Below are 24228 nucleotides of genomic sequence, written 5' to 3'. Positions count from 1 at the left end.
ACTTTGAAATACTATAGTTTAAATAATAAAGCGAAAGAAGTATCATTTAAAGATGCTGTTATAAAGGGTTTAGCTGAAGATAAAGGACTTTATTTTCCAGAAGAAATAAATCAAATTTCAAAAGAAATTATTGAAAATATCGATAACTATTCAAATGAAGAAATTGCTTTTGCTGCAATACAACAATTTGTTGGTGACGAAATTCCTGAAGCTATTTTAAAAAATATTATAGCGGAAACCTTAAGTTTTGATTTTCCTTTGATTGCTATTGAAGACAATATTAAAACATTAGAATTATTTCATGGTCCAACTATGGCTTTTAAAGATGTTGGTGCTCGGTTTATGGCTCGTTGTTTAGGGTACTTTAATAGAGATAGCGATAGAGAAGTAACCGTTTTAGTGGCCACTTCTGGAGATACAGGTGGTGCCGTAGCAAGTGGATTTTTAGGAGTTAAAAATGTAAAAGTCGTTATTTTATACCCTAGTAAAAAGGTAAGCGATGTACAAGAAAAGCAACTAACAACCCTAGGAGCAAACATTTCTGCTTTAGAAGTTGATGGTACCTTTGACGACTGCCAAGCCATGGTTAAAAAGGCGTTTTTAGATAATTCTATTACTGATAACAAACAATTAACGTCGGCCAATTCTATAAACGTGGCTCGTTGGTTGCCACAAATGTTCTATTTCTTTTTTGCGTATAAACAACTTAAAGACAAAAATAAAAAATTAGTCTTCTCTATACCTAGTGGAAATTTTGGCAATATTTGTGCAGGAATGATGGCCAAAAAATTAGGGTTACCTGTTCACCAATTTATTGCAGCTACAAACATTAACGATGTTGTTCCTAAATTTTTAGAAACAGGAGAATACAATCCGAAACCTTCACATCAAACCATATCTAATGCTATGGATGTTGGAGATCCTAGTAATTTTATAAGGATTCAAAAGATTTATAATGATGATTTGGAAACTTTAAAAGGTGATCTTTACTCCTATTCATTTACAGATGAAGAAACTAAAAAAGCAATGTTACACATCTATCATAACGATAACTATATTGCTGACCCTCATGGAGCTGTAGGTTACTTAGGATGTAAGAAATACCAAGCAAATAACCAAAACACACAGTGCATCTTTTTGGAGACTGCTCATCCTGTTAAGTTTTTAGATGTTGTAGAACCTGTTATTGAAAAATCATTAAAGTATCCTCCTCAAATTGAAGCGGTTATTAATAAAACTAAAGAAGCTTCATTCATTAAAACATATGATGAATTGAAGGCTTTTTTATTGACTAAATAATTCCTAACTTTGTTTTAATCCTATTAATGATCAACTTCTGCATTTTACATAATGTGTAGGGACGGTATTTTATAGGAAACATTCTGATTCTCACGAAAATATAAATTTTTAAAACAGTATATTTTGAAAAATACAGCTTTAACACACATTCACGAAGCTCTTGGAGCAAAACTAGTCCCATTTGCAGGATACAATATGCCTGTTCAATATGAAGGTATTAATGTTGAACATGAGACAGTAAGAAATGGTGTCGGTATTTTTGATGTGTCGCACATGGGCGAATTTTTAATTACAGGTCCTAATGCCTTAGAATTAATTCAAAAAGTATGTTCTAACGATGCCTCAAAATTAGTAGATAGTCAAGCTCAATACAGTTGTTTACCTAACGAAGATGGTGGTATTGTTGATGATTTAATTATTTACAGGTTAAATTCAGAAAAGTATTTATTAGTAGTTAATGCTTCAAATATTGATAAAGATTGGGATTGGATTAGCAAACACAATTCCATGAAGGCTGAGATGAAGAATTTATCAGAAGACTTCTCTTTATTGGCTATTCAAGGCCCAAAAGCAGCTAAAGCAATGCAATCTTTGACCTCTATTGATTTAGAGAATATGAAATATTATACTTTTGAAGTAGCTGATTTTGCTGGTATTGAACATGTAATTATCTCTGCTACTGGTTATACAGGTTCTGGTGGATTTGAAATTTATTGCAAAAATTCTGAAGTTGAACAGGTGTGGAATAAAGTGATGGAAGCTGGTGAAGCTGAAGGTATTAAACCAATCGGATTAGCAGCAAGAGATACCCTTCGTTTAGAAATGGGATTTTGTTTATATGGAAATGATATTGATGATAGTACATCGCCATTAGAAGCGGGATTGGGATGGATTACAAAATTCACTAAAGACTTTACCAATTCTCAAAATCTAAAAAAACAAAAAGAAGAAGGTGTTACTAAAAAATTAGTAGGTTTTGAACTTACTGAGAAAGGTATTCCTCGTCACGATTATGATATTGTTGACGCAAATGATAAAAAGATTGGGGTGGTTACTTCTGGTACCATGAGTCCATCTTTAAAGAAAGGAATTGGTTTAGGTTATGTTCCTACTGAATATTCTAAAGTAGGTACTACCATTTATATTGCTATTCGTAAAAAATCTATACCAGCAACTGTTGTTAAATTGCCTTTTTATAAATAGAACAATTAAATTTTAGATTTTTATATTGGTAACACATCCCTAAAGTCCCTTCAAAGGGACAATTTGTTCTAAATAATATTCCAATAATTATTATTATATCTAGAACGATTTCGTATAAAATAGTTATCGAAACAAAAAATATTATTGGAGAATGTCACTTTAGTTGACTTTTGGAGCGATAAACAAGAATTGAAAAATATCAATTTTGTAGCTGCCCTCTATCAACAAAAGTATTAGTTTATTAAATAGAAATCAAGGTTTCTGTTTTTTCTTCTTAGCTGTATAAGGTATTTTACTTGATTATAATGCGACCAACTTGTACTGTTTTGATAGCTGATTGATAGTTGCATAACTCCTATTAATGATTCTGAATCAAGTTCAAAAAACTTATAATTTTATTTGTATATTAGTTGATTAGGGCTAAGCCAATATAGTAAAAAACTTTATAAATCTATATCTAAAATGTCAGAAGAACTTTCAATGGATCAAGTTTTTATAAAAAAACTGAATGATATACTCGAAGTCAATATTGAAAACGAACATTTTGGTGTAAAAGAATTGGCAGAAGCAATTGGGTTAAGTCGATCGCAATTACATAGAAAGATTCAAAAGATAAAAGGAAAGTCTTCCAGCCGTTTTATAAGGGAGTATAGACTCCATAAAGCGATGGAAATGTTACAAAATGATGTAACAACCGCTTCTGAAATTGCATACCGTGTAGGTTTTAGTAGTCCTACCTACTTTAATACTAGTTTTCGTAAATGTTTTGGTTATCCACCTGGTGAAGCGAAGCATAGGGCTGTTGAAGCCATGGATAAAGTCGGTATTTCTTCTGCACCACAGGATATAATCCTGGCAAAGAAAAATATGTCTCAAAAAAAAATAATTTTAAGTACTCTCCTAGGTTTTATTTTAATAGTTACAATTTCTTACTTTTTATATTCCCGTTCAAATGATAAGAAAACAACCGACGCAACTGCAATAATTGTAAAGGATAAATCCATTTTAGTACTTCCATTCAAAAACCTCAGTTATAACAAAGAAAACCAAAATTTTGCAGATGGTTTAGCGGAGTCAATTCAAAATCATTTAAACAAAATTAAAGAGCTTAAAATAATTTCAGAGACTATCTTAGAAACGGAAAAGACGACTTCCAAAATTGTAAAAGAACTTGATATTACATATTTATTAGAAGGAAGTGTACAACAAAATGGAGATGAATTGAGAATTAATGCAAAGTTAATAGATGTGAAAAAGGATTATCAAATTTGGTCTGAAACCTATGACTACAACTTAAAAAGTATTTTCTTAATACAATCTGAAATCGCTAATCTCATTGCTGCCGAATTGAAAATGGTTATTTCTCCTTCTGAAATAGGCCCAATGGAGAAAATGCCAACAAAAAATATCGAAGCGTATAATCTCTATAAAAAGGGGATACATTTCTCAAATTTCAAAACTCATTCTCATGGTGAAGGTGACAAAAGCATTCGCTATTTTAAACAAGCTATTGAAAAAGATCCAGAATTTGCATTAGCATATGCTGCTTTGGCAAATGCTTATATATTTTCGCATAAAAATTTATATGTAATTGACTCTGTAAAGTTTGTTGAAAAGCTGGCTTTAAAATCCATTGCTCTGGATAACGATTTAGCTGAGGGTCATGCAGCTCTTGGAACATTGGCCTGTTTCTATGGTTGGGATTGGGGAAAAGCGGAAAAAGAATTTAAACTCGCTATACTATTAGATCCAAATAACGCTACTACACACATCTATTATTCACAATTTTTATTTAGTGTAAAAGACCACTTCGATGAAGCAAGAAAACAAATAGAAATTGCAATTGATTTAGATCCATTATCTTATATGGCAATTACGAAAAGTGCCTATTATTATTTATACAGTGGAAATTATAATGAAGCTTTGATTGAAACGGCTAAACTAAAGGAAATAAACAAATACAATATGTATTCTTATTGGTTAAATCTTCATATTTATAAAGCTCAAGGAAAGGATGACATTGCAATTGCAGAGTTGGCTGATTATTATACATTATCCTCTGAAAGCTCAAAAAATATTGATCTTGATTCCTTAAAAATGACCTTTAGAAAAAATGGCATTAGAGGTATTCATAAGTATTACAATGAAAACAATATTAGGATATTCAGTACCCCATCTAACCTTGATGATTTTATTCTGTACAGTGATGCTGGTGGTTACGCCCATATGGGTAATAACAAAAAAGCATTAGAATATCTTGAAATTGCATATAAAAGACGATGCAATAAATTGTATGAAATTAAATATGATCCTAAGTTTGTAAACCTACGATCCGACCCTAAATTCTTAGCTTTATTAGATAAAATGAGGTTGGGAGGATATAAATAACAATAGATAGTATTCTCAAAACATTAAATGCATAGCTATCTTTCCAAACCTATAATTCTTGATCTATACATTTAGGTAACATGCAACATAATTTATAGACTTCAAATTATTTTTTAAATCTTAAAATAATACTTTCAATTAATTACAACATAACAAGTATGCACTACATTACGTATTGTTAAATCTTTGTGGAACAATTATTTATTAACTTTTAAATTCTACTTCCATGAAAAATTTAATCTTTGGTTTATATATTATGGGCCTTACCAACCTCAGTTATTCACAAAATTTAGTAAGTGTAGTTGATGGAACTGGAGTCCATAAAAGGTCTATTTCTTCGATTAATGTCAATTACCTTGATAAAGTACAAAGCATAAATACCTCAAAACAGATAAAAACATTAGAAATTATTGCTTCGAAATATGATATTACAAAAAATGTTAAATTTAATGGAAGTAAAAAGCCATTTAAAGTAAAATTTAAAGGTCTTTTTGGGAGTATTACAGCGACTTATAATCCTAAAGGAAAAATTTTAAACACAATAGAAGAGTTTAAGAATGTTGCACTACCAAAATATGTAATGAAGTCCATTTCTGAACAATACCCGCAAGCATCAATCCTGGCAACATCTTATTTTGTTTCTTATAACAATGAAATAGGGGTTACAAAACAATATATTGTAAAAATAAAAAAAGGTAAGAAAATCAAGAATCTAAAATTTGATAACGATGGTATCAAAGCGTAAATGAATAATTCTATATTCAACAAGACGTAGCACTTTTAATTTTTATTTGGTTTTTATGTCTTTTGCTTTTTCTTCTTTGCTGCTGGAAACAATACATTATTTAAAATCAATCTATACCCAGGTGAATTAGGATGTAAGTCTAATTCTGTTTTGGGGTCTCCTACCCTATGCGTATAATCTTCAGGATCATGACCGCCATAGAACGTCCACATACCTTTTCCTTTTACGCCGTGAATGTATTTGGCCTCTTCGTTTGTTTTATTTTCACCCATCACCAATACAGTCGATTTTACATTCTTTCTATCAAAGCTCGTCGTTTGCCCCATAAAACCTTTTACCAATGAAGTATGGTTTTGTGTTAACATTGTAGGTACTGGATCCCATTTGGCTGAATATTCTTGTAAAGAAAAATAATCTGCAGTTCTTTGAATATATCTCTTTTGAGTCATATCAATAGATGAAAACTCATATTCACTCGGATTTCTTACCAATCTAAAATCAGTAAACGCAAATGTTTTATCGAAATCAATCTTATCTTGGTAATTCGCTTCTGAAGGATCACCATCAAACATTGCTTCACAAATATCTACTCCCTCGGCAGAAAGAGCAATGTCAAAACTATCTGTAGCAGAGCACATGGCAAACATAAATCCACCTCCAATTACAAAATCACGAATTCGTAAACTAACCGCTAATTTCTCTTCTGATACTTTTGAATACCCTAACTTTTTTGCTAGCTTTTCAGAATACGCTTTACCCTCAATATACCATGGTGTGGCTCTATACGATCCGTAAAACTTACCATATTGACCCGTAAAATCTTCATGATGTAAATGCAACCATTCATATTTAATCAACTCATCACGTAAAACTTCTTCATCATAAACAACATCATAAGGAATTTCAGCATAATTTAATACCATAGTAACGGCATCGTCCCAAGGCATTTTATCTTTTGGAGAATACACAGCTATTTTTGGTGCTTTTTCTAAGGTTATTGCTTCCATATTTTGTGATGGACTAGCAATCAATTCTAATATTTGTAATGCTTCTGTATCTGAAATAACTTCGTATGATACCCCTCTAATTTTACATTCGTTTCTAAATTCTTTATGGTCTTCCAGTAAAAACGATCCCCCTTTATAATTTAACAACCATTTTACATCATTTCCCTTTTCTAAAGAAAAATAAGTAATACCATATGCCTTTAAATGATTTTTTTGCCCTATATCATCCATTGGAATAAGTATAAAGGATGCAAAAGACACCTCACTTAAGAGTAACATTATTGTTATAAAAATAAATTTTATTTTAGAATTCAAGAGTTAAGATTTAAGATTTATGATTTATGATTGTCCAAAATTACAATTATTAAAATTAAGTAGTTATACTTTAACATTTTGTATTTGGTATATTTGTAAGGTATCTGAATGCAAAACGAAATTTTAAGAAAGTTGCCACAGCGTGGTAATATATTAATAGAATAAGATCTAATTCATATAATTCAGCTCCATTAGGAGCGACATAATAAAATGGCAAACACCTACACACAAATCTATTTTCATATTGTATTTGCCGTAAAAGGCCGTAACAATATAATTTTATCAAAATGGAAAGATGAATTGTATAAATACATATCAGGAATAATTTCTAACAAAAACCAAAAGCTTTTTACTATTAACGGAATGCCAAACCATATTCATCTTTTAATTGGAACAAAGCCCAATTGTAATCTATCGGATTTGATTAGAGATATTAAATCAAATTCTTCCAAATGGATAAATGAAAAACAATTTATTAATGGAAAGTTTGAATGGCAAACTGGTTTTGGTGCATTTTCTATTGGTCAATCACAACTGCCAAAAATAATCAATTACATTAAAAAACAAGAAGAACATCATAGAACAAAAACATTTAAAGAAGAATATATTAATTTTCTAAATGCCTATGACATTGATTATAAAACGGAATATATTTTTAACGACGATTAATATCGCTCCTATGGAGCTTAAATGAAAAATGGCATTATTTTTCTATTAACATGTTACTCCTCTGGAGCTTAAAAAAAAGTTATAAATACATCTTTTTTTCTCCTTGAAAAAAATCTGCAAATTGAATATTTCTTGCTGGTATTTTCTTTAAAGTTCCATCCTCTACTTCAATTAATCCAATAATCTCTTTCCCTTCTTTAAACCAACGATGAAAATATCCTTTTCCTCCACAAGGTATAATATTAGTTAAGTTATCAGGAAATTCAACCTTTCTTAAGTCATGTTTATTTTTAGACAAATATTAATTTATTTTAAAACGGAACATCACCATCATCATCTGGTGCTGCAACATCTCCAAAAGCATCTTGTGGGTTTTGTGGCGTTATGAAATCATTCATTTTAGATTGAAATTCACTTGAAAACGATTCTTCTAAATCTGAGAATAATGCTAAATGACCTGTAAATTTTAAACGTATATTTTCCAATCCACCATTTCTGTGTTTGGCTACAATAAACTCGGCTTGACCTTCACACGGGCTGTGATCATCATCATCCCATTCGGTTAAACCATAATACTCTGGTCTGAATATAAAAGATACAATATCTGCATCTTGCTCAATCGCTCCAGATTCACGTAAATCTGATAATAAAGGTCGTTTACTACCACCACGCGTTTCTACAGCACGAGATAACTGTGATAGAGCAATTACAGGTATACTTAATTCTTTTGCTAATGCCTTTAAGTTTCTAGAGATGGTAGAGATTTCTTGTTCTCTATTTCCACCGCCCTTATTTATATTTCCTGCAGTCATTAATTGCAAATAATCAATAATAATTATTTTAACACCATGCTGTGAAGCCAAACGTCTTGCTTTGGCACGTAAATCAAAAATAGATAATGAAGGAGTATCATCTATAAAAATAGGTGCTTTTGATAAATTTTTAACTTTTACATTTAGTTGTTCCCATTCATGTGGTTGTAAATCACCTTTTCTTAATTTACCCGATGATATTCCTGTTTCACTAGAAATCATCCTTGTAATTAACTGAACAGAACTCATCTCCAAAGAAAATATGGCTACAGGCGTATCAAAATCTATTGCTACATTTTTAGCCATAGACATTACAAATGCCGTTTTACCCATACCAGGTCTCGCTGCTAATATCACTAAATCTGAAGGTTGCCAACCAGAAGTTAATGCATCTAGTTTTGAGAATCCAGATGGCACACCACTCATCCCCTCTTTATTAGATATTTCTTCAATCTTTTTAAGGGCTTGAGAAACCAAACCTTCGGCCGCTTCTGAACTTTTCTTTAAGTTTCCTTGAGTAACCTCAAATAATTTAGTTTCGGCAGAATCTAATAAATCAAATACATCAGAAGTTTCATCATAAGCTTCATCTATAATTTCACTTGAAATACTAATTAAACGTCTTTGAATGTATTTTTGAATTATAATACGAGCATGGAATTCAATATGTGCAGAAGATGCTACTTTTTGAGTAAGACCAATAAGATAAAAATCACCACCCGCACTCTCTAACTGGCCATCTTTTTTTAATTGACTAGAAACCGTCAATAAATCTATAGGTTCAGATTCATTAAACAACTTAAAAATAGCATCAAAAATAATTTGATGCGACTGTTTGTAAAACGCCTCAGAATGTAAAATGTCAATTACATCATCAACACCTTTTTTATCAATCATCATAGCACCCAATACAGCTTCCTCTAAATCAACTGCTTGTGGCGGTAATTTGCCTTTTTCTAGGTTAATTAAAGTACCTTTATTGGCTTTTTTAGTTCTAACAGGTTGTGCGTTTTCCATTGTGGCAAATGTAATTTTTTCTTTTTCAATTTTACTCTAAAATACAATTATATTTGAACAGAAACTGTTAACAAGTCATATATTTGTTAATAAGTTTGACAACTAGAATTTTTAAGTATTTTTGACCTATGAAGAAACTAACCGTGTATCAATTACTTAGCCTATTGCTAGTTGTACAAATACTTTTAGTAAAATTACTTTCACACTTTCCAAATACAATTGATCTTTATTATTCAAATGGAATTTACCCTATTATTTCTAACATTTTTAGGTTTACCTTTAGCTGGATTCCCTTTTCTGTTGGAGACATTCTTTATTTTTTAATCGGATTGTCACTCTTAATCGGCATCCTAAAATGGATTAAAAGCAAATTCAAAAATAGTTGGCATCAGCTTTTTAAATTAGGAGCTTATGTATCAGTGTTTTATTTTTTGTTTCATTTTTTATGGGGATTAAATTATTATCGAAATTCATTATATACCAATCTAGAACTTGAGAAAGAACCAATTACCATAGAAAATTTAAGCCAACTAACTGAAAAACTTTTAGAAAATTTAAAACAGACACAACATCAACTGGTATCAAATGATAGTTTAGCAGTAATAGTTCCATACTCTAAAACTGAAATTTTAGAAAAAACTCAATTGGCATATACAACCTTAGCTGAGGAGTTTCCTGGTTATACTTATAAAAATGTATCTTTAAAAAAATCACTTTTCAGTTTGCCTTTAAGCTATATGGGCTTTGCTGGATATTTAAATCCGATTTCGGGTGAAGCACAAGTAAATAGCTATGTTCCAAAAGTGAATTTACCTGCCATTACCTGTCATGAAGTTGCTCATCAACTGGGAATTGGTTTTGAAGACGAAGCCAATTTTATTGGATTCTTAGCCGCTACGAAAAGTAACGATCTCTATTTCAACTATTCTGCATATCTAAAAGCCTTGCGATTCTCAATTGCTGGTTTATATATTTTAGATGAAAACGCAGCCAAGACATATATTGAAAAAATACCGAAAGGTGTATTGAAAAACATTAAGGAGTCCGAAGAATTCTGGTTAGCTTATCAAAATAAATTAGAACCTTTTTTTAAGTTATTTTATGATGGTTATCTAAAAGCCAATCAACAAAAAGAAGGGATGAAAACATATAGTAGAATGGTGAATTTATTAATTGCTTACGATCTGAAATACGGTATTTAAAAAGTTTAAATTCCCTATTTTGTGTCAAAAAGAGGAGTTATCCATCAACTTTCACAATTCTTAAAGAAATGTTAATTTTAACTATATCATGAGCAAACTAGCTAATAATCTATATTTTAGAAATCTAATTTAACCAACCTCTTAAATTGTATGAAATCAAAATTATATAGGCTTTCGTTTAGGCTATTCTTTTGTTTAACTTTTTTAAGTTTTACTGCACTTACTGCTCAAGAATATTTTCCTAAAAACGATGGTGTTAAAACAAAAAACACAAATTATACGGCATTTACTAATGCTACTATAATTGTAAGTCCCACACAAACCATAAAAAAAGGGACACTCCTTATTAAGGATGGAAAAATAACTAATGTTGGTTCCAACATTACTATTCCAAAAAACACGATTAACATTAACCTGGAGGGCAAAAGTATTTACCCTTCTTTTATTGATGTTTATTCTAACTTTGGAATTGCAGAAACAAAATCGCAACGACGTAGTTTTGGTCAAGCACCTCAATATGACACCAATCGTAAAGGATATTATTGGAATGAACACATCAGAGCAGAAACCAATGCATTAGATGTCTTTAACTATGATTCAAAAAAAGCAGAAGAACTTCGTAATGCTGGTTTCGGTGTAGTAAATACGCACATGCAAGATGGTATTGTACGAGGAAATGGAATTTTAGTAGCTCTAAACTCAGAAGGTTCTAATGCGGACAGGTTATTAGATGTTAATTCTGCCCAATACTTATCATTTAATAAGAGTAGTGCTTCAAAACAAGTATATCCAACTTCTTTAATGGGAGCCATGGCATTACTTCGTCAAGTATATATTGATGCTGATTGGTACGCTAAAGGAAATATTGATACCAAAGATTTAACCCTTGAAGCATTTATCATCAATAAAAATTTAAAACAAATATTTTATGCTGGTGATAAACACAATGCTTTACGGGCCGATAAAATAGGTGATCAGTTTGGTGTACAATACACCATAGTGGGTCAGGGTAATGAATATCAATTGGTAGATGAAATTAAAAAAACAAACGCTACATATATCATTCCGATTAACTTTCCAAAAGCGTATGATGTTTCAAACCCTTATCAGGCTGATTATATCAACTTAGAAGATATGCGATATTGGAATCAGGCTCCTACAAACTTGAGCGTGTTAGCTAAAAACAATATTCCTTTTTCATTGACAACACATAGTTTAAAGTCATTAAAAGATTTTACAAAAAATTTACAAAAAGCAATTGATTACGGATTAGATAAAACAAAAGCATTAGAAGCCTTAACAACTATTCCTGCACAAATATTAGGTAAGAGCAATCAAATTGGTACCTTAAGTAAAGGAATGCAAGCCAATTTTTTAATTACGGATGGCGATATTTTTGATGCTAAATCTAAATTGTACGAAAATTGGGTGCAAGGAACCAAAAATGTAATTAAAGATATGTCTGTTAAAGATTTGTCAGGAAACTACACCTTGAACTTAGATGAAAAAACATATGACCTAACTTTTACTGGTGAAGCAAATACACCTAAAGCAACAATAAAAAGGGATACCATTAAACTAAAAGGTAGTGTCACTTATAATGACAATTGGTTAGGACTAATACTATCTGATAAAGGTGATAATATTCAGCTTAATGCTCGAATTCAATCTGATTCTGATAGCATTAACGGTAATGCTCAATTGGCAAATGGAAAAACAGTCAACTGGTCGGCAATAAAAAAACCTTCTACTTCAAAAGATAAAAAAGATAAAAAGGATAAAAATTTACGAGATATTATGCCAATAACCTTTCCTAATATAGGGTATGGGTTTTCAGAAAAACCAAAAGAAGAAACCCTTCTATTTAAAAATGCAACGGTTTGGACAAATGAAAATGAAGGGATTCTTGAAAATACAGACGTATTAATTAAAAATGGAAAGATTGCTAAGGTTGGAACCAATTTATCAGCAGGTTCTGCCAAAGTTATTGATGCCACCGGTAAACATTTAACGGCTGGTATAATTGATGAACATACACATGTTGCTGCACAATCGGTTAATGAGGCTGGACAAAATTCAAGTGCAGAAGTTACCATAGAAGATAATATTGATAGTGAAGATATTAATATCTATAGAAATCTAGGTGGTGGTGTAACTTCAATGCAAATTTTACATGGTTCTGCTAATCCAATTGGGGGACGCTCAGCCATTGTAAAATTAAAATGGGGTGAAATTGGTGATGAAATGATTTATACCAATTCTCCAAAATTTATAAAATTTGCTTTAGGTGAAAATGTAAAGCAATCAAGATACCCAACGACAACAAACAGGTTTCCACAATCGAGAATGGGAGTTGAGCAAATGCTCACTGATTATTTTCAACGAGCCAAAGAATATGATGCCGTTAAAAAAAGTGGTACACCGTTTAGAAAAGATATTGAAATGGAAGTATTAGCTGAAATTTTAAATAAAGAGCGTTTTATTACGGCTCACTCTTATGTACAGAGTGAAATTAATATGTTAATGAAAGTAGCAGAAAAATTTAATTTTAACATCAATACACTTACACATATATTAGAAGGTTATAAAGTGGCTGATAAAATGAAAGCACATGGTGCAGGAGGTTCTACTTTTTCTGATTGGTGGTCTTACAAATACGAAGTTAATGATGCCATTCCTTACAATGCATCTATTATGCATAATGTTGGTATTGTTACCGCTATTAATTCAGATGATAGAGAAATGTCTCGACGGTTAAATCAAGAAGCTGCTAAAACAGTAAAATATGGAGGTGTTTCTGAAGAAGAGGCTTGGAAGTTCGTGACGCTTAATCCTGCTAAATTATTACATATTGATGATAGAGTTGGTAGTATTAAAGTAGGTAAAGATGCTGATGTTGTATTATGGACTGATCATCCATTATCCGTTTATGCCAAGGCAGAAAAAACAATTATAGAAGGTAAAGTATATTTTGATTTAGAAAAAGATAAAAATCAACGTTTAAAAATACAAACAGAACGTAATGAACTTATAAATATGATGTTGAATGAAAAAAATGGTGGAGCTCCCACTCAAGCTCCCAAAAAGAGCGTAAAAAAAGAATTACACTGTGATACCATCAACTATTAAAACTTGACAAAATGAAAATAATAAAAAATATAGTTGCTAGTCTGTTGTTCGTTTTTACAATTCAACTAACAGCACAACAAACGCCGGCAGATAAACAATCTGAAGTAATTACAATAGTAGGTGCTACAGCACATATTGGTAATGGAGAAATTATAGAAAATAGTGTCATTACATTTGAAAATGGAAAAATTACAGCTATTGATAATGTTGCTACGACCAATACTAGCGGTAAAATTATTGATGCCAAAGGCAAACATGTTTACCCTGGATTTATAATGCCAAATTCTACTTTAGGTTTAGGTGAAATTGACGCGGTAAAAGCTTCTGTTGACCAATCAGAAATTGGAGGGGTAATTCCACATGTTAGAAGTTTAATTGCCTATAATGCAGAATCTAAAGTTGTAGAAAGTATGCGACCTAATGGTGTATTATTGGCTCAAATCACACCAAGAGGTGGTAGAATTTCTGGAACATCTTCTGTTGTGCAACTTGATGCTTGGAATTGGGAAGATGCTGCTGTAAAAGTTGATGATGGTATACATTTAAACTGGCCCAATAGCTTTTCTAACGGTAGACGAAGATTTGGTGAAGAACCTGGAATAAAACCAAACAAAGATTATGGTAAACAAGTCGAAGAGATTAAACAGTTTTTGATAGGTGCTAAAACATATAAATTAAGCAGTGAATCAATCAAAAACTTACCGTATGAGGCTTCGTTAGGTTTATTTGATGGGTCTAAAAAATTATATATTCATGCTGACAACGCACGTGAAATTATTGATGCGGTAACATTTTCAAAAGAAATGGGTGTGAAAAATGTTGTTATCATTGGAGGATATGAGGCAAATAAAACAATTGACATACTTAAAAAGCATTCTATTCCAGTATTAGTGCAAAGAACACAAAGTTTACCAAACCATAATGATGATAACTATGATTTTCCTTATAAGCTTCCTAAACTGTTAACAGATGCAGGAATTTTAGTAGGTTTAGAAAATAGTGGTTCAATGGAAAGAATGAATAGTAGAAACTTACCCTTTTATGCTGGCCAAGTAGTTGGTCAAGGTCTTGATAAAGAAAAAGCATTACAGCTAATTACAGGTAATACGGCAAAAATTTTAGGTATTGCTAAAGATTATGGCACATTAGAAGTTGGTAAAAGTGCAACTTTATTTATCAGTGAAGGTGATGCTTTAGATATGCGTACCAATCAATTATCACATGCCTATATCGATGGTCGATTATTAAGTTTAGAAACCCATCAAACAGAATTGTGGAAAAGATATAGTAATAAATATAGTAAATAGAGAATAGAGAATAGAGAATAGAGAATAGAGAATAGAGAAATTTAAAAACTGAGAAGTGATTATTGGTAATAAAGAGGCAATGTTTCATGTCTCATATATTTAAAAAATGCATAAAGAAATAACAAGCATAAACAATAGTTTTATAAAAGAAATTGTACAATTACAAAGCAAGTCTCGTGTTAGAAAAAACACGGGACGTTTTGTTATTGAAGGAAAAAGAGAAATATCATTAGCAATAAAGGGTAATTATGAAGTACTGCAACTACTCTATTGTGATGAGATTTACACAGATTCTAATCTAGATGATTTTCAAACTGAAATTATTAAAATAAGTAAGGAGGTTTACCAAAAAATAGCTCAACGAGATTCTACTGAGGGTATTATTGCTATAGCTGAAAGTAAAACTTTTAGTTTGACCTCATTAAAATTAACATCAAAAAGTCCATTAATATTAGTGGCTGAGGCTCCTGAAAAACCAGGTAATATTGGTGCTTTATTACGGACAGCAGATGCGGCACATGTTGACGCTGTATTAATTGCCAACCCCAAAACGGATATGTATAATCCGAATATTATTAGGTCTAGTGTTGGCTGTGTGTTTACAAATCAAATTGCTACAGGTACCACAACTGAAATAATTACGTTTCTAAAGGAAAACAATATAAATATTTACTGTGCCGCGTTAACAGCATCTAAATCTTATGAAAAAGTTGACTATGCTGATGCTTCTGCGATTGTTGTGGGTACAGAGGCCACTGGATTAAGTGAAGAATGGCTAAAAGATTCAACGCAAAATATAATTATTCCGATGCAAGGACAAATAGATTCATTAAATGTTTCTGTTTCAGCTGCAATTCTTATTTTTGAAGCGAAAAGACAACGTAAATTTGCCTAAATATTTCTTTTAGAGATGGTTTATAAGTATCAGAATATTTTTTACAGTATGACAAAAATTCAATTCCTATTTGTTTCCCTTTTAATTCTTTTATTAACGAGTTGTGGATCTTCAAAAAAAGCAGCTGCAGTGTCGAAGGTTGAGTTTGAATTAGAAAAACAATATCAAATCTATAAAGGAGTACCCTATAAATATGGTGGTACCGATAGAAGAGGCTTTGATTGTTCTGGTTTTGTAGGTAAAGTGTATAAAGATGGATTAAAAACACAACTACCAAGAACGACCAAGGACATGGCTACAATGGGAAAAAAAGTTTCCAAACATAGTTTAAAACCTGGTGATTTAATATTTTTCAGACCTTCTAGAAAATACAGACATGTGGGTATTTATGTTGGTGATAATATATTTATGCACAGTTCTACCTCTAAAGGCATTATAAAATCTAAGTTAGATAACGTGTATTGGAAAAAGAAATTCCGTTATGCTAAACGTATTTTAATCTATTAATTTAATGACTGCACAAATTGTATTTCAAATTATTATTGGCATTTTAGTCCTCAATTTTATTATCGATAAATATCTAGATTATATAAATTCAAAACATTTTGATGATGCTATTCCTCCATTATTAGAGGATGTTTATGATAAAGAAGAATATGTCAAATCTCAAGCTTACAAAAAGGAAAATTTTAAATTCTCAAGTATTATAGGTGCTTTTTCTTTTGTACTAACACTTGCTTTTTTCTTTTTAGATGGTTTTGCTTATATCGATCAACTAGCAAGAAGTATTAGCGATAATCAGATTGTTATTACATTATTGTTTTTTGGAATAATAATGTTGGGTAGTGATATTTTAACCACACCACTCTCCTACTACCAAACCTTTGTAATAGAAGAAAAATACGGTTTTAATAAAACCACCAAAAAATTATTTCTTTTGGATAAAATTAAAGGTTGGTTATTAATGATAATCGTTGGTGGTGGTATTTTAGCTTTAATTGTATGGTTTTACCAACAAACAGGCAATAATTTCTGGATCTATACTTGGGCATTTATGGCCTTCTTTTCAGTGTTTATGATGCTATTTTATTCTACATTGATTGTACCATTATTCAATAAGCAAAGTCCTTTAGAAGACGGTGAATTAAAAACAGCTTTAGAAAGTTTTGCAGAAAAAGTGGGATTCAATCTCGATAAAATTTTTGTTATAGACGGATCAAAACGCTCAACAAAAGCCAATGCCTACTTCACGGGATTTGGAAAAAAGAAACGAATCGTTTTATACGACACCTTAATTAAGGATTTAGATATCGATGAAATTGTTGCTGTTTTAGCTCATGAAGTTGGCCATTATAAAAAGAAACATGTCGTATTTAATATGATAAGCTCCATCCTTTTAACGGGATTAACATTGTATCTTTTATCCTTTTTTATTGATAGTAAATTATTAGCCAATGCTTTAGCTGTCGCTGAACCTAGTTTTCATATTGGTCTAATAGCTTTTGGCTTGTTGTACAGTCCCATTTCAGAAATTACAGGGCTAATCATGAATATTTTCTCTAGAAAATTTGAATACCAAGCTGATGATTATGCTAAATCTCATTTTGGAGCGAAACCTTTAATATCCTCATTAAAAAAATTATCAAAAAATAGTTTGAGCAATTTGACGCCGCATAAAGCTTATGTTTTTATGCATTATTCGCATCCTACGTTGTTACAAAGGGTTAAAGCGATGGTTTAGATTTAAAAGGTTAAAACTTCCATGTGTGAACAAGGTTAAAAAAAAATCAATTGAAAAAATATTTTAGAAATTTTAAATTTTTATCCTGTTTACCTCTTGTTCTCTATTTAATTGGACTTTCAATAAGTAAATTAACAGATGGTTTCAGGTATTCCATGAATTTTCACTGGATTTATACTTATGGAAAATTTACTTTATATATAATGTTTATAATTTCATTAATAACTTCACTTGCTTTGTCTTATGAAATGATTCAAAATACTTCATTTGACTGGCGAAATAATAAAATATGGTTATTTATCACTCTTATTCCAATAATATACTGGACTTGTATTTTTATAATAATTAGCTTTCGCTGATTTTCAAATAACTTTTATACGTGCGTAGTTTTTTACGAATGAGGACAGAACTCGAAATAAAAAACTTGCTCAATAAAAATCTTTAGTTTACTTTTATTCTATGGCATACACTGCAACCCTCGAAGAGGAAAATAAAGAAATAGCAAGGCGTTATAAAAAAATGCTAAGTGCTACCTATCAACACTTATCTAAAACAGATAAGGAAATGATACGTAAGGCATTTGATGTTGCTGTTGATGCACATAAAGACCAGCGTAGAAAAACTGGAGAACCTTATATTTACCATCCCATTGCTGTAGCTTCAATAGTTGCCAATGAAATTGGTTTAGGTGCTACCTCAATTATGTGTGCTTTAATGCATGATGTTGTTGAAGATTCAGAAGCGTATACTTTTGAAGATATAGAAGGTTTGTTTGGTGAAACTGTTGCAAAAATCGTGAATGGTTTAACCAAAATTTCTCGTTTAAATAAGGAACAAGAAGTATCAATTCAGGCTGAGAATTTTAGAAAAATGTTATTAACTCTGAACGATGACGTACGAGTTATTCTAATAAAAATAGCCGATCGGTTGCATAATATGCAGACCATGGATGCCATGCCGCATCACAAGCAGATTAAAATATCTTCAGAAACTCTGTATATCTATGCTCCTTTAGCTCATCGATTAGGATTGTATAATATAAAAACAGAATTGGAAGATCTAGGCTTAAAATATACAGAGCCAGAAGTATTTAACGATATTCTAACTAAAATAAAAGAGAGTAAAGAGCAGCAAGTAGAATATATTAAGGCGTTTACCCAAAGTGTTGAGAAAACATTGGATAAAGAAAATTTTGATTATGTAATAAAGGGAAGAACTAAATCCATTTATTCCATTCGAAAAAAAATGTTGAATCAAGGGGTATCCTTTGATGAAATTTATGACAAGTTTGCCATTCGTATTATTTACAGCTCAGAATTACCTGATGAAAAATTCAATGCTTGGAAGATTTATTCCATTATAACTGATAGTTTTAATCCGAATCCAAATCGTTTACGTGATTGGATTTCTCAACCAAAATCGACGGGCTACGAATCGTTACACATTACAGTAATGGGTCCAAAAGGAAGATGGGTCGAAGTTCAAATACGCTCTAGACGCATGGATGAAATTGCAGAAAAAGGCTATGCAGCTCATTTCAAATACAAACACGGTAGTGAAAAAGAAAGTGGACTAGAAAATTGGTTAAATAAATTAAAAGAAACTCTAGAGAATCCTGATATAAATGCGGTCGATTTTGTTGAGCAATTTAAATTAAATTTATATGCTAAGGAAATATATGTATTTACACCCCAAGGTGATATAAAATCCTTACCAAAAGGGTCTACCCCTTTAGATTTTGCTTTTGCTATTCATACCGATGTTGGTATGATGTGTAGAGGTGCTAAAGTAAATGGTAAATTAGTACCATTGAGTCATACCTTAAGTAGTGGTGACCAAGTTCAAATAATTACTTCAACTAGTCAAAAACCAAAACTAAGTTGGCTAGACTTTGCTCAAACTGCAAGAGCAAAATCAAAAATTAAAGCAGCCTTAAAAGAAGATCAAAAACTAGTTGCCAATGATGGCAAGGAGGTATTAGAGCGTAAACTACGTCATTTGAAAGTTCCTTTTAACGAGAAAACAGTCAATGAATTGGTGAGTTATTTTAAATTAAAGACGAGCCACGATCTTTTTTATAGACTAGGTAATGGAGGTATAGACAATCAACAACTTAAAAATTTTGTAAGTCAACGTAGTAATGCGATTTATAATTTCTTTAAAAACACGATAAGAAGAGGAGAAAAAAAACCAACTGAAAATAAAAATGATGAACTAACCGATAAGTTCGATTTACTAGTTTTTGGAAAGGATGATGAAAAATTAGAATATAAGTTGGCTCAATGTTGTAATCCAATTCCTGGCGATAAAGTATTTGGATTTGTTACTGTTTCGGATGGTATTAAAGTACATAAACAAAATTGTCCTAATGCCATAAGTATGCAATCTCAGTTTGCCTATAGAGTTATTAGTGCAAAATGGATAGATTCTTCACAACAAGAACATAAAGTACTACTTAAATTAACAGGTATTGATCATATGGGCTTGGTAAATGAAGTTACTCATATTATTTCGAGCAATATGAATGTCAATATTTATAACATAAATATTTCAGGTGGTCAAAGTGTGTTTACAGGGCAAATAACAGTTGGGATTAAAAACAATGATCAACTTAAAAAGTTGATGCAAAAATTAAAAAAAATAGACGGAATTGATAAAATATCACGTCTAAACAGTTAGGTGTTCAAAAGTTGTTAAACTTTTTAATAAACCTTTAAGAAATACTTATTTTTAAAACGTAAATTTGCTTTTTAATCAAAGATAAATATGGATAATTCTAAAAATCAGGAAATTGTAAAAAGTGTTTTTACCAATTTTTTAGAACAAAACAACCATAGAAAAACACCTGAGCGATACGCCATTCTTCAAGAAATTTATGATCATAACGATCATTTTGATATAGAATCTCTCTATATCTATATGAAGAATCAGAACTATCGTGTAAGTAGAGCTACGCTTTACAATACCATAGAGTTATTATTAGAATGTGGGTTAGTAAGACGTCATCAGTTTGGTCAAAACCAAGCACATTATGAAAAATCATATTTTGATAAACAACATGATCATATTATCCTTACCGATACAGGTGAGGTAATTGAGTTTTGTGATCCTAGAATTCAAACGATTAAAAAGACAATAGAAGAAGTTTTTGACATAAAAGTAAATAATCATTCACTATACTTTTATGGTGAAAGAAATAAAGATATAAATAAAAAATAATTAATATACAATGGTTGATTTATTACTCGGTTTGCAATGGGGCGATGAAGGAAAAGGTAAAATAGTTGATGTTCTTACAAAAAATTACGACATCATAGCACGTTTTCAAGGTGGTCCAAATGCAGGACATACTTTAATTTTTGATGGAAACAAACATGTTTTACACACTATTCCCTCAGGTATTTTCCACGATAAAGCTATAAATATTGTTGGTAATGGTGTGGTAATTGATCCTGTAATTTTTCAAAAAGAATTAGAGAATCTTGCACCTTACAATATTGATTTTAAATCAAAGTTGTTTATCTCAAGAAAAGCCCATTTAATTTTACCAACACATAGATTATTAGATGCGGCTTCAGAAACTTCTAAAGGTAAAGCGAAAATTGGTTCTACTTTAAAAGGTATTGGTCCAACTTATATGGACAAAACCGGAAGAAACGGTATGCGTGTTGGCGATCTTGAATTAGTAGATTGGAAAGACAAATACAAAGCGTTGACAGAAAAGCATTTAAAAATGCTTAATTATTTTGAAGTTGATATTCAATTTGATCTTGTAGAGTTAGAAAAACAATTCTGTAAAGCTGTTGATGTATTAAAACAATTGACTTTTATTGATAGTGAAGAATATTTATTCAACGCTATGAAAAATAATAAAACCATTTTGGCAGAAGGTGCTCAAGGATCTTTATTAGATATAGATTTTGGTACCTATCCGTTTGTAACTTCTTCAAACACTACTGCAGCCGGTGCTTGTACTGGTTTAGGTGTTGCACCTAATAAAATTGGTGAAGTATATGGTATTTTTAAAGCCTATACTACCCGTGTAGGCTCTGGTCCTTTTCCTACAGAATTGTTCGATAAAGATGGTGAAACCATGGCAAAAGTTGGTCATGAGTTTGGAGCAACTACAGGTAGACCTCGCCGTTGTGGATGGTTAGATCTAGTGGCATTAAAATATGCTGTTCAAATAAATGGTGTAACGCAATTAAATATGATGAAAGGTGATGTACTTTCAGGTTTTGACACTTTAAAAGTATGTACCTCTTATACGTATCAAGGCAAGGAAATTTCACATTTACCTTACAATATAGAACCTGAAAACGTTAGTGTAAACTATACTGAATTTAAAGGTTGGGATGAAGATTTAACGGGAATGGAAACGGCCGATCAATTACCAAAGAATTTAATTGATTATATTGATTTCATAGAAAAAGAAGTGCAAGTACCTGTTAAGATTGTATCTGTTGGACCAGACAGAAAACAAACTATTTTTAGATAAAATATTTTAAAACCTCATTTGGATAATAATAATCCTACTCATTTTTAAATTTAAAAATGTGTGATGATTTTCCATAATGTAATAAAACCAAACGAATGATAATACAACCAAAAACACGTGGATTTATTTGTATCACTTCTCACCCTGAAGGATGTGCAAAAAATGTACAGAACCAAATCGATTATATAAAATCAAAAAGCCCTATTGATGGTGCAAAAAATGTACTAGTCATTGGAGCTTCTACAGGTTTTGGTTTGGCATCACGTATAACCAGTGCTTTTGGAGAAAATGCTTCTACTATTGGTGTGTTTTTTGAAAAACCACCAGCAGAAGGAAGAACAGCATCTTCTGGTTGGTATAATACCGCTGCATTTGAGAAAGAAGCCCATAAATCAGGTTTATATGCTAAAAGTATCAATGGGGATGCATTTTCAAATGAAATTAAAGAGCAAACTGCTCAACTGATAAAAAAAGATCTAGGTAAGATTGATTTGGTAATTTATAGTTTGGCTTCACCAGTTAGAACACATCCTGATACTGGGGTTCGTTATAAATCTACGTTGAAACCTATAGGAAATACATACACAAATAAAACAGTGGATTTTCATACCGGAGAGGTTAAAGAAATTTCTATTGAAGCTTGTACCGAAGAAGATATTGTAAATACAGTTACCGTTATGGGTGGTGAAGATTGGCAAATGTGGATAGACAAATTAAAGAAAGAAGATTTACTTGCTGATAATTTTAAAACAGTAGCTTATTCATACATTGGTCCTAAACTTACAGAACCTGTTTATAGAAAAGGTACTATTGGTAAAGCGAAAGATCATTTAGAAGCTACAGCTTTCACCATTACTAATGCCTTGAAAGACATAAAAGGTAAAGCTTTTGTTTCGGTTAATAAAGCCTTAGTAACACAATCAAGTTCAGCAATTCCTGTAATACCGCTGTATATTTCATTATTGTATAAAGTAATGAAAGAAAATAACCTTCAGGAAGGATGTATTGAACAGATATATAGATTATTTAACGAGCGGTTATATCTTGACGAAATTCCAGTAGATAGCGAAGGAAGAATTCGAATTGATGATTTAGAAATGCGTGATGATATTCAGGAAAAAGTAGCTAAATTATGGAAACAAGCAACTACTGAATTATTACCTGAAATTGGTGATTTAGATGGTTATAAAGACGAGTTTTTCAATCTATTTGGTTTTAATTTTGACGGAATAGATTATGAAAAAGATACTAACGAAATGGTAACTATACCTGGATTACAATAAAATAAAAATCTAAATTTTCAAAAATATAATGCTTAAAAAGAGTTTAGTAGCAACCCTAATTGTACTTTTATTTTTTGCAGCTTGTAAAAAGCAACATAAATTAGATCCAAAAGTAAAAGACCTTATTTCTTTAAATGATTTTGATAGTATTTCTGTTCAAGAATTACCATTTTCTTTTGCCTTTGATAAAGATTCAATTTTGGATTATCATTACACTCTAGAGTCTTTTGAAAGAAGGAATTTAATTGACAAAAATGCCAAACTAAATACCTATTTTTCTGATTCCACTACTTTTTTAAACAGTGAAAATTTATTTATTACAGATAGCGAAAACTATCCTTATATAGGTGAAGGTTATTTTTATACACGTCTGCCAAATATAAATGACATCAAAGTCTTAGTATTTACCTATCAAAATACAGAAGAACAAGAGACCCTACCCTATTTTGAACTTCAAACCATAGATGAAAACAATAAAATCATTGATAAATTAATACTTGCTGGTGGTATTAATTACGACTGTAGTTGGGATAGACAGTTTTCCATAGATGAAAATTACACTATTAATATCATTGATAATGAATCATGTTTCGATCCTGAAGATGAAAAGCAAATTCTTACAAAGACTGTTAATACAGCATATAAAGTTGGTAACGACGGTCACATCAAAATGCTAATTTCTGAAGGAGCCATATAATTATTTGAGAATCTTCTTAAA

Annotated in this window: 19 protein-coding genes; 16 read left to right on the top strand and 3 right to left on the bottom strand. The window is 31.1% G+C overall.

The genetic code is table 11. From position 1 onward, the window contains the following. Positions 1 to 3: 3 nt before the first annotated feature. The 4 genes from thrC to D3P13_RS07085 all read left to right on the top strand — a co-directional run bounded on the left by thrC (position 4) and on the right by D3P13_RS07085 (position 5635). Entirely contained in the window at positions 4 to 1299 is a 1296-nt protein-coding gene (thrC, locus tag D3P13_RS07100) for a threonine synthase (RefSeq protein WP_117881218.1), read from the top strand. A gap of 123 nt (positions 1300 to 1422) precedes the next feature. Further along, the gene (gcvT, locus tag D3P13_RS07095; RefSeq protein WP_117880619.1) at positions 1423 to 2502 is read left to right on the top strand and encodes a glycine cleavage system aminomethyltransferase GcvT; all 1080 of its coding nucleotides are present in this window, start codon (positions 1423 to 1425) and stop codon (positions 2500 to 2502) included. Between the two features lie 462 nt (positions 2503 to 2964). Then, positions 2965 to 4890: a helix-turn-helix domain-containing protein gene (locus D3P13_RS07090; protein ID WP_117880618.1), complete on the top strand. Its 1926-nt coding sequence runs from the start codon at positions 2965 to 2967 to the stop codon at positions 4888 to 4890. Between the two features lie 226 nt (positions 4891 to 5116). Continuing rightward, positions 5117 to 5635 (top strand): hypothetical protein, encoded by a 519-nt coding sequence (locus tag D3P13_RS07085; RefSeq protein ID WP_117880617.1) that lies wholly within the window; start codon positions 5117 to 5119, stop codon positions 5633 to 5635. Between the two features lie 53 nt (positions 5636 to 5688). Here D3P13_RS07085 and D3P13_RS07080 read toward each other — a convergent pair whose 3' ends face one another. Beyond that, the gene (locus D3P13_RS07080; protein ID WP_117880616.1) at positions 5689 to 6921 is read right to left on the bottom strand and encodes an asparagine synthetase B; all 1233 of its coding nucleotides are present in this window, start codon (positions 6919 to 6921) and stop codon (positions 5689 to 5691) included. Between the two features lie 246 nt (positions 6922 to 7167). Here D3P13_RS07080 and tnpA point away from each other — a divergent pair, with 246 nt between their 5' ends. Next, positions 7168 to 7626: an IS200/IS605 family transposase gene (gene tnpA / locus D3P13_RS07075; RefSeq protein WP_117880615.1), complete on the top strand. Its 459-nt coding sequence runs from the start codon at positions 7168 to 7170 to the stop codon at positions 7624 to 7626. A gap of 79 nt (positions 7627 to 7705) precedes the next feature. On the opposite strand, the gene D3P13_RS07070 is transcribed toward tnpA, so the two are convergent. Both D3P13_RS07070 and dnaB read right to left on the bottom strand, forming a co-directional pair. After that, complete coding sequence (locus tag D3P13_RS07070; protein WP_117880614.1) at positions 7706 to 7924, bottom strand: hypothetical protein; 219 nt, start codon at positions 7922 to 7924, stop codon at positions 7706 to 7708. A 13-nt stretch (positions 7925 to 7937) separates the two neighbouring features. After that, positions 7938 to 9455 carry a replicative DNA helicase gene (gene dnaB, locus D3P13_RS07065; RefSeq protein ID WP_117880613.1) on the bottom strand — a complete coding sequence of 506 codons (1518 nt, stop codon included), beginning with the start codon at positions 9453 to 9455 and terminating at the stop codon, positions 7938 to 7940. 128 nt (positions 9456 to 9583) lie between these two features. Here dnaB and D3P13_RS07060 point away from each other — a divergent pair, with 128 nt between their 5' ends. From D3P13_RS07060 to D3P13_RS07010, 11 genes are all read left to right on the top strand, one after another. Further along, positions 9584 to 10657 (top strand): DUF3810 domain-containing protein, encoded by a 1074-nt coding sequence (locus D3P13_RS07060; RefSeq protein WP_117880612.1) that lies wholly within the window; start codon positions 9584 to 9586, stop codon positions 10655 to 10657. Between the two features lie 150 nt (positions 10658 to 10807). Continuing rightward, positions 10808 to 13786, top strand: coding sequence for an amidohydrolase family protein (locus D3P13_RS07055; protein ID WP_117880611.1), 2979 nt, complete (start codon positions 10808 to 10810; stop codon positions 13784 to 13786). Between the two features lie 11 nt (positions 13787 to 13797). Further along, positions 13798 to 15093, top strand: a complete 1296-nt coding sequence (locus D3P13_RS07050; protein WP_117880610.1) for an amidohydrolase family protein — start codon at positions 13798 to 13800, stop codon at positions 15091 to 15093. A gap of 106 nt (positions 15094 to 15199) precedes the next feature. Further along, positions 15200 to 15988 carry a TrmH family RNA methyltransferase gene (locus D3P13_RS07045; protein ID WP_117880609.1) on the top strand — a complete coding sequence of 263 codons (789 nt, stop codon included), beginning with the start codon at positions 15200 to 15202 and terminating at the stop codon, positions 15986 to 15988. Between the two features lie 48 nt (positions 15989 to 16036). Beyond that, on the top strand, positions 16037 to 16495 hold the full coding sequence (locus tag D3P13_RS07040) for a C40 family peptidase (RefSeq protein ID WP_157972851.1): 459 nt from the start codon (positions 16037 to 16039) through the stop codon (positions 16493 to 16495). 4 nt (positions 16496 to 16499) lie between these two features. Then, positions 16500 to 17729, top strand: a complete 1230-nt coding sequence (locus tag D3P13_RS07035) for a M48 family metallopeptidase (RefSeq protein WP_117880607.1) — start codon at positions 16500 to 16502, stop codon at positions 17727 to 17729. Between the two features lie 459 nt (positions 17730 to 18188). After that, on the top strand, positions 18189 to 20408 hold the full coding sequence (locus D3P13_RS07030; protein WP_117880606.1) for a RelA/SpoT family protein: 2220 nt from the start codon (positions 18189 to 18191) through the stop codon (positions 20406 to 20408). An 87-nt stretch (positions 20409 to 20495) separates the two neighbouring features. Next, positions 20496 to 20948 (top strand): Fur family transcriptional regulator, encoded by a 453-nt coding sequence (locus tag D3P13_RS07025; RefSeq protein ID WP_117880605.1) that lies wholly within the window; start codon positions 20496 to 20498, stop codon positions 20946 to 20948. Between the two features lie 10 nt (positions 20949 to 20958). After that, a complete protein-coding gene (locus tag D3P13_RS07020) occupies positions 20959 to 22227 on the top strand; it encodes an adenylosuccinate synthase (RefSeq protein ID WP_117880604.1) in 1269 nt (422 codons plus the stop codon). A 95-nt stretch (positions 22228 to 22322) separates the two neighbouring features. Then, positions 22323 to 23510, top strand: coding sequence for an enoyl-ACP reductase FabV (fabV, locus tag D3P13_RS07015; protein ID WP_117880603.1), 1188 nt, complete (start codon positions 22323 to 22325; stop codon positions 23508 to 23510). Between the two features lie 28 nt (positions 23511 to 23538). Next, positions 23539 to 24207: a hypothetical protein gene (locus D3P13_RS07010; protein WP_117880602.1), complete on the top strand. Its 669-nt coding sequence runs from the start codon at positions 23539 to 23541 to the stop codon at positions 24205 to 24207. Positions 24208 to 24228 lie beyond the last annotated feature (21 nt).

Origin of the sequence: Aureibaculum luteum (assembly GCF_003449015.1) — a bacterium.
In the GTDB taxonomy this organism is placed as follows: Bacteria; Bacteroidota; Bacteroidia; order Flavobacteriales; family Flavobacteriaceae; genus Aureibaculum; species Aureibaculum luteum.
This window is presented reverse-complemented; position numbering and strand designations above follow the sequence as displayed.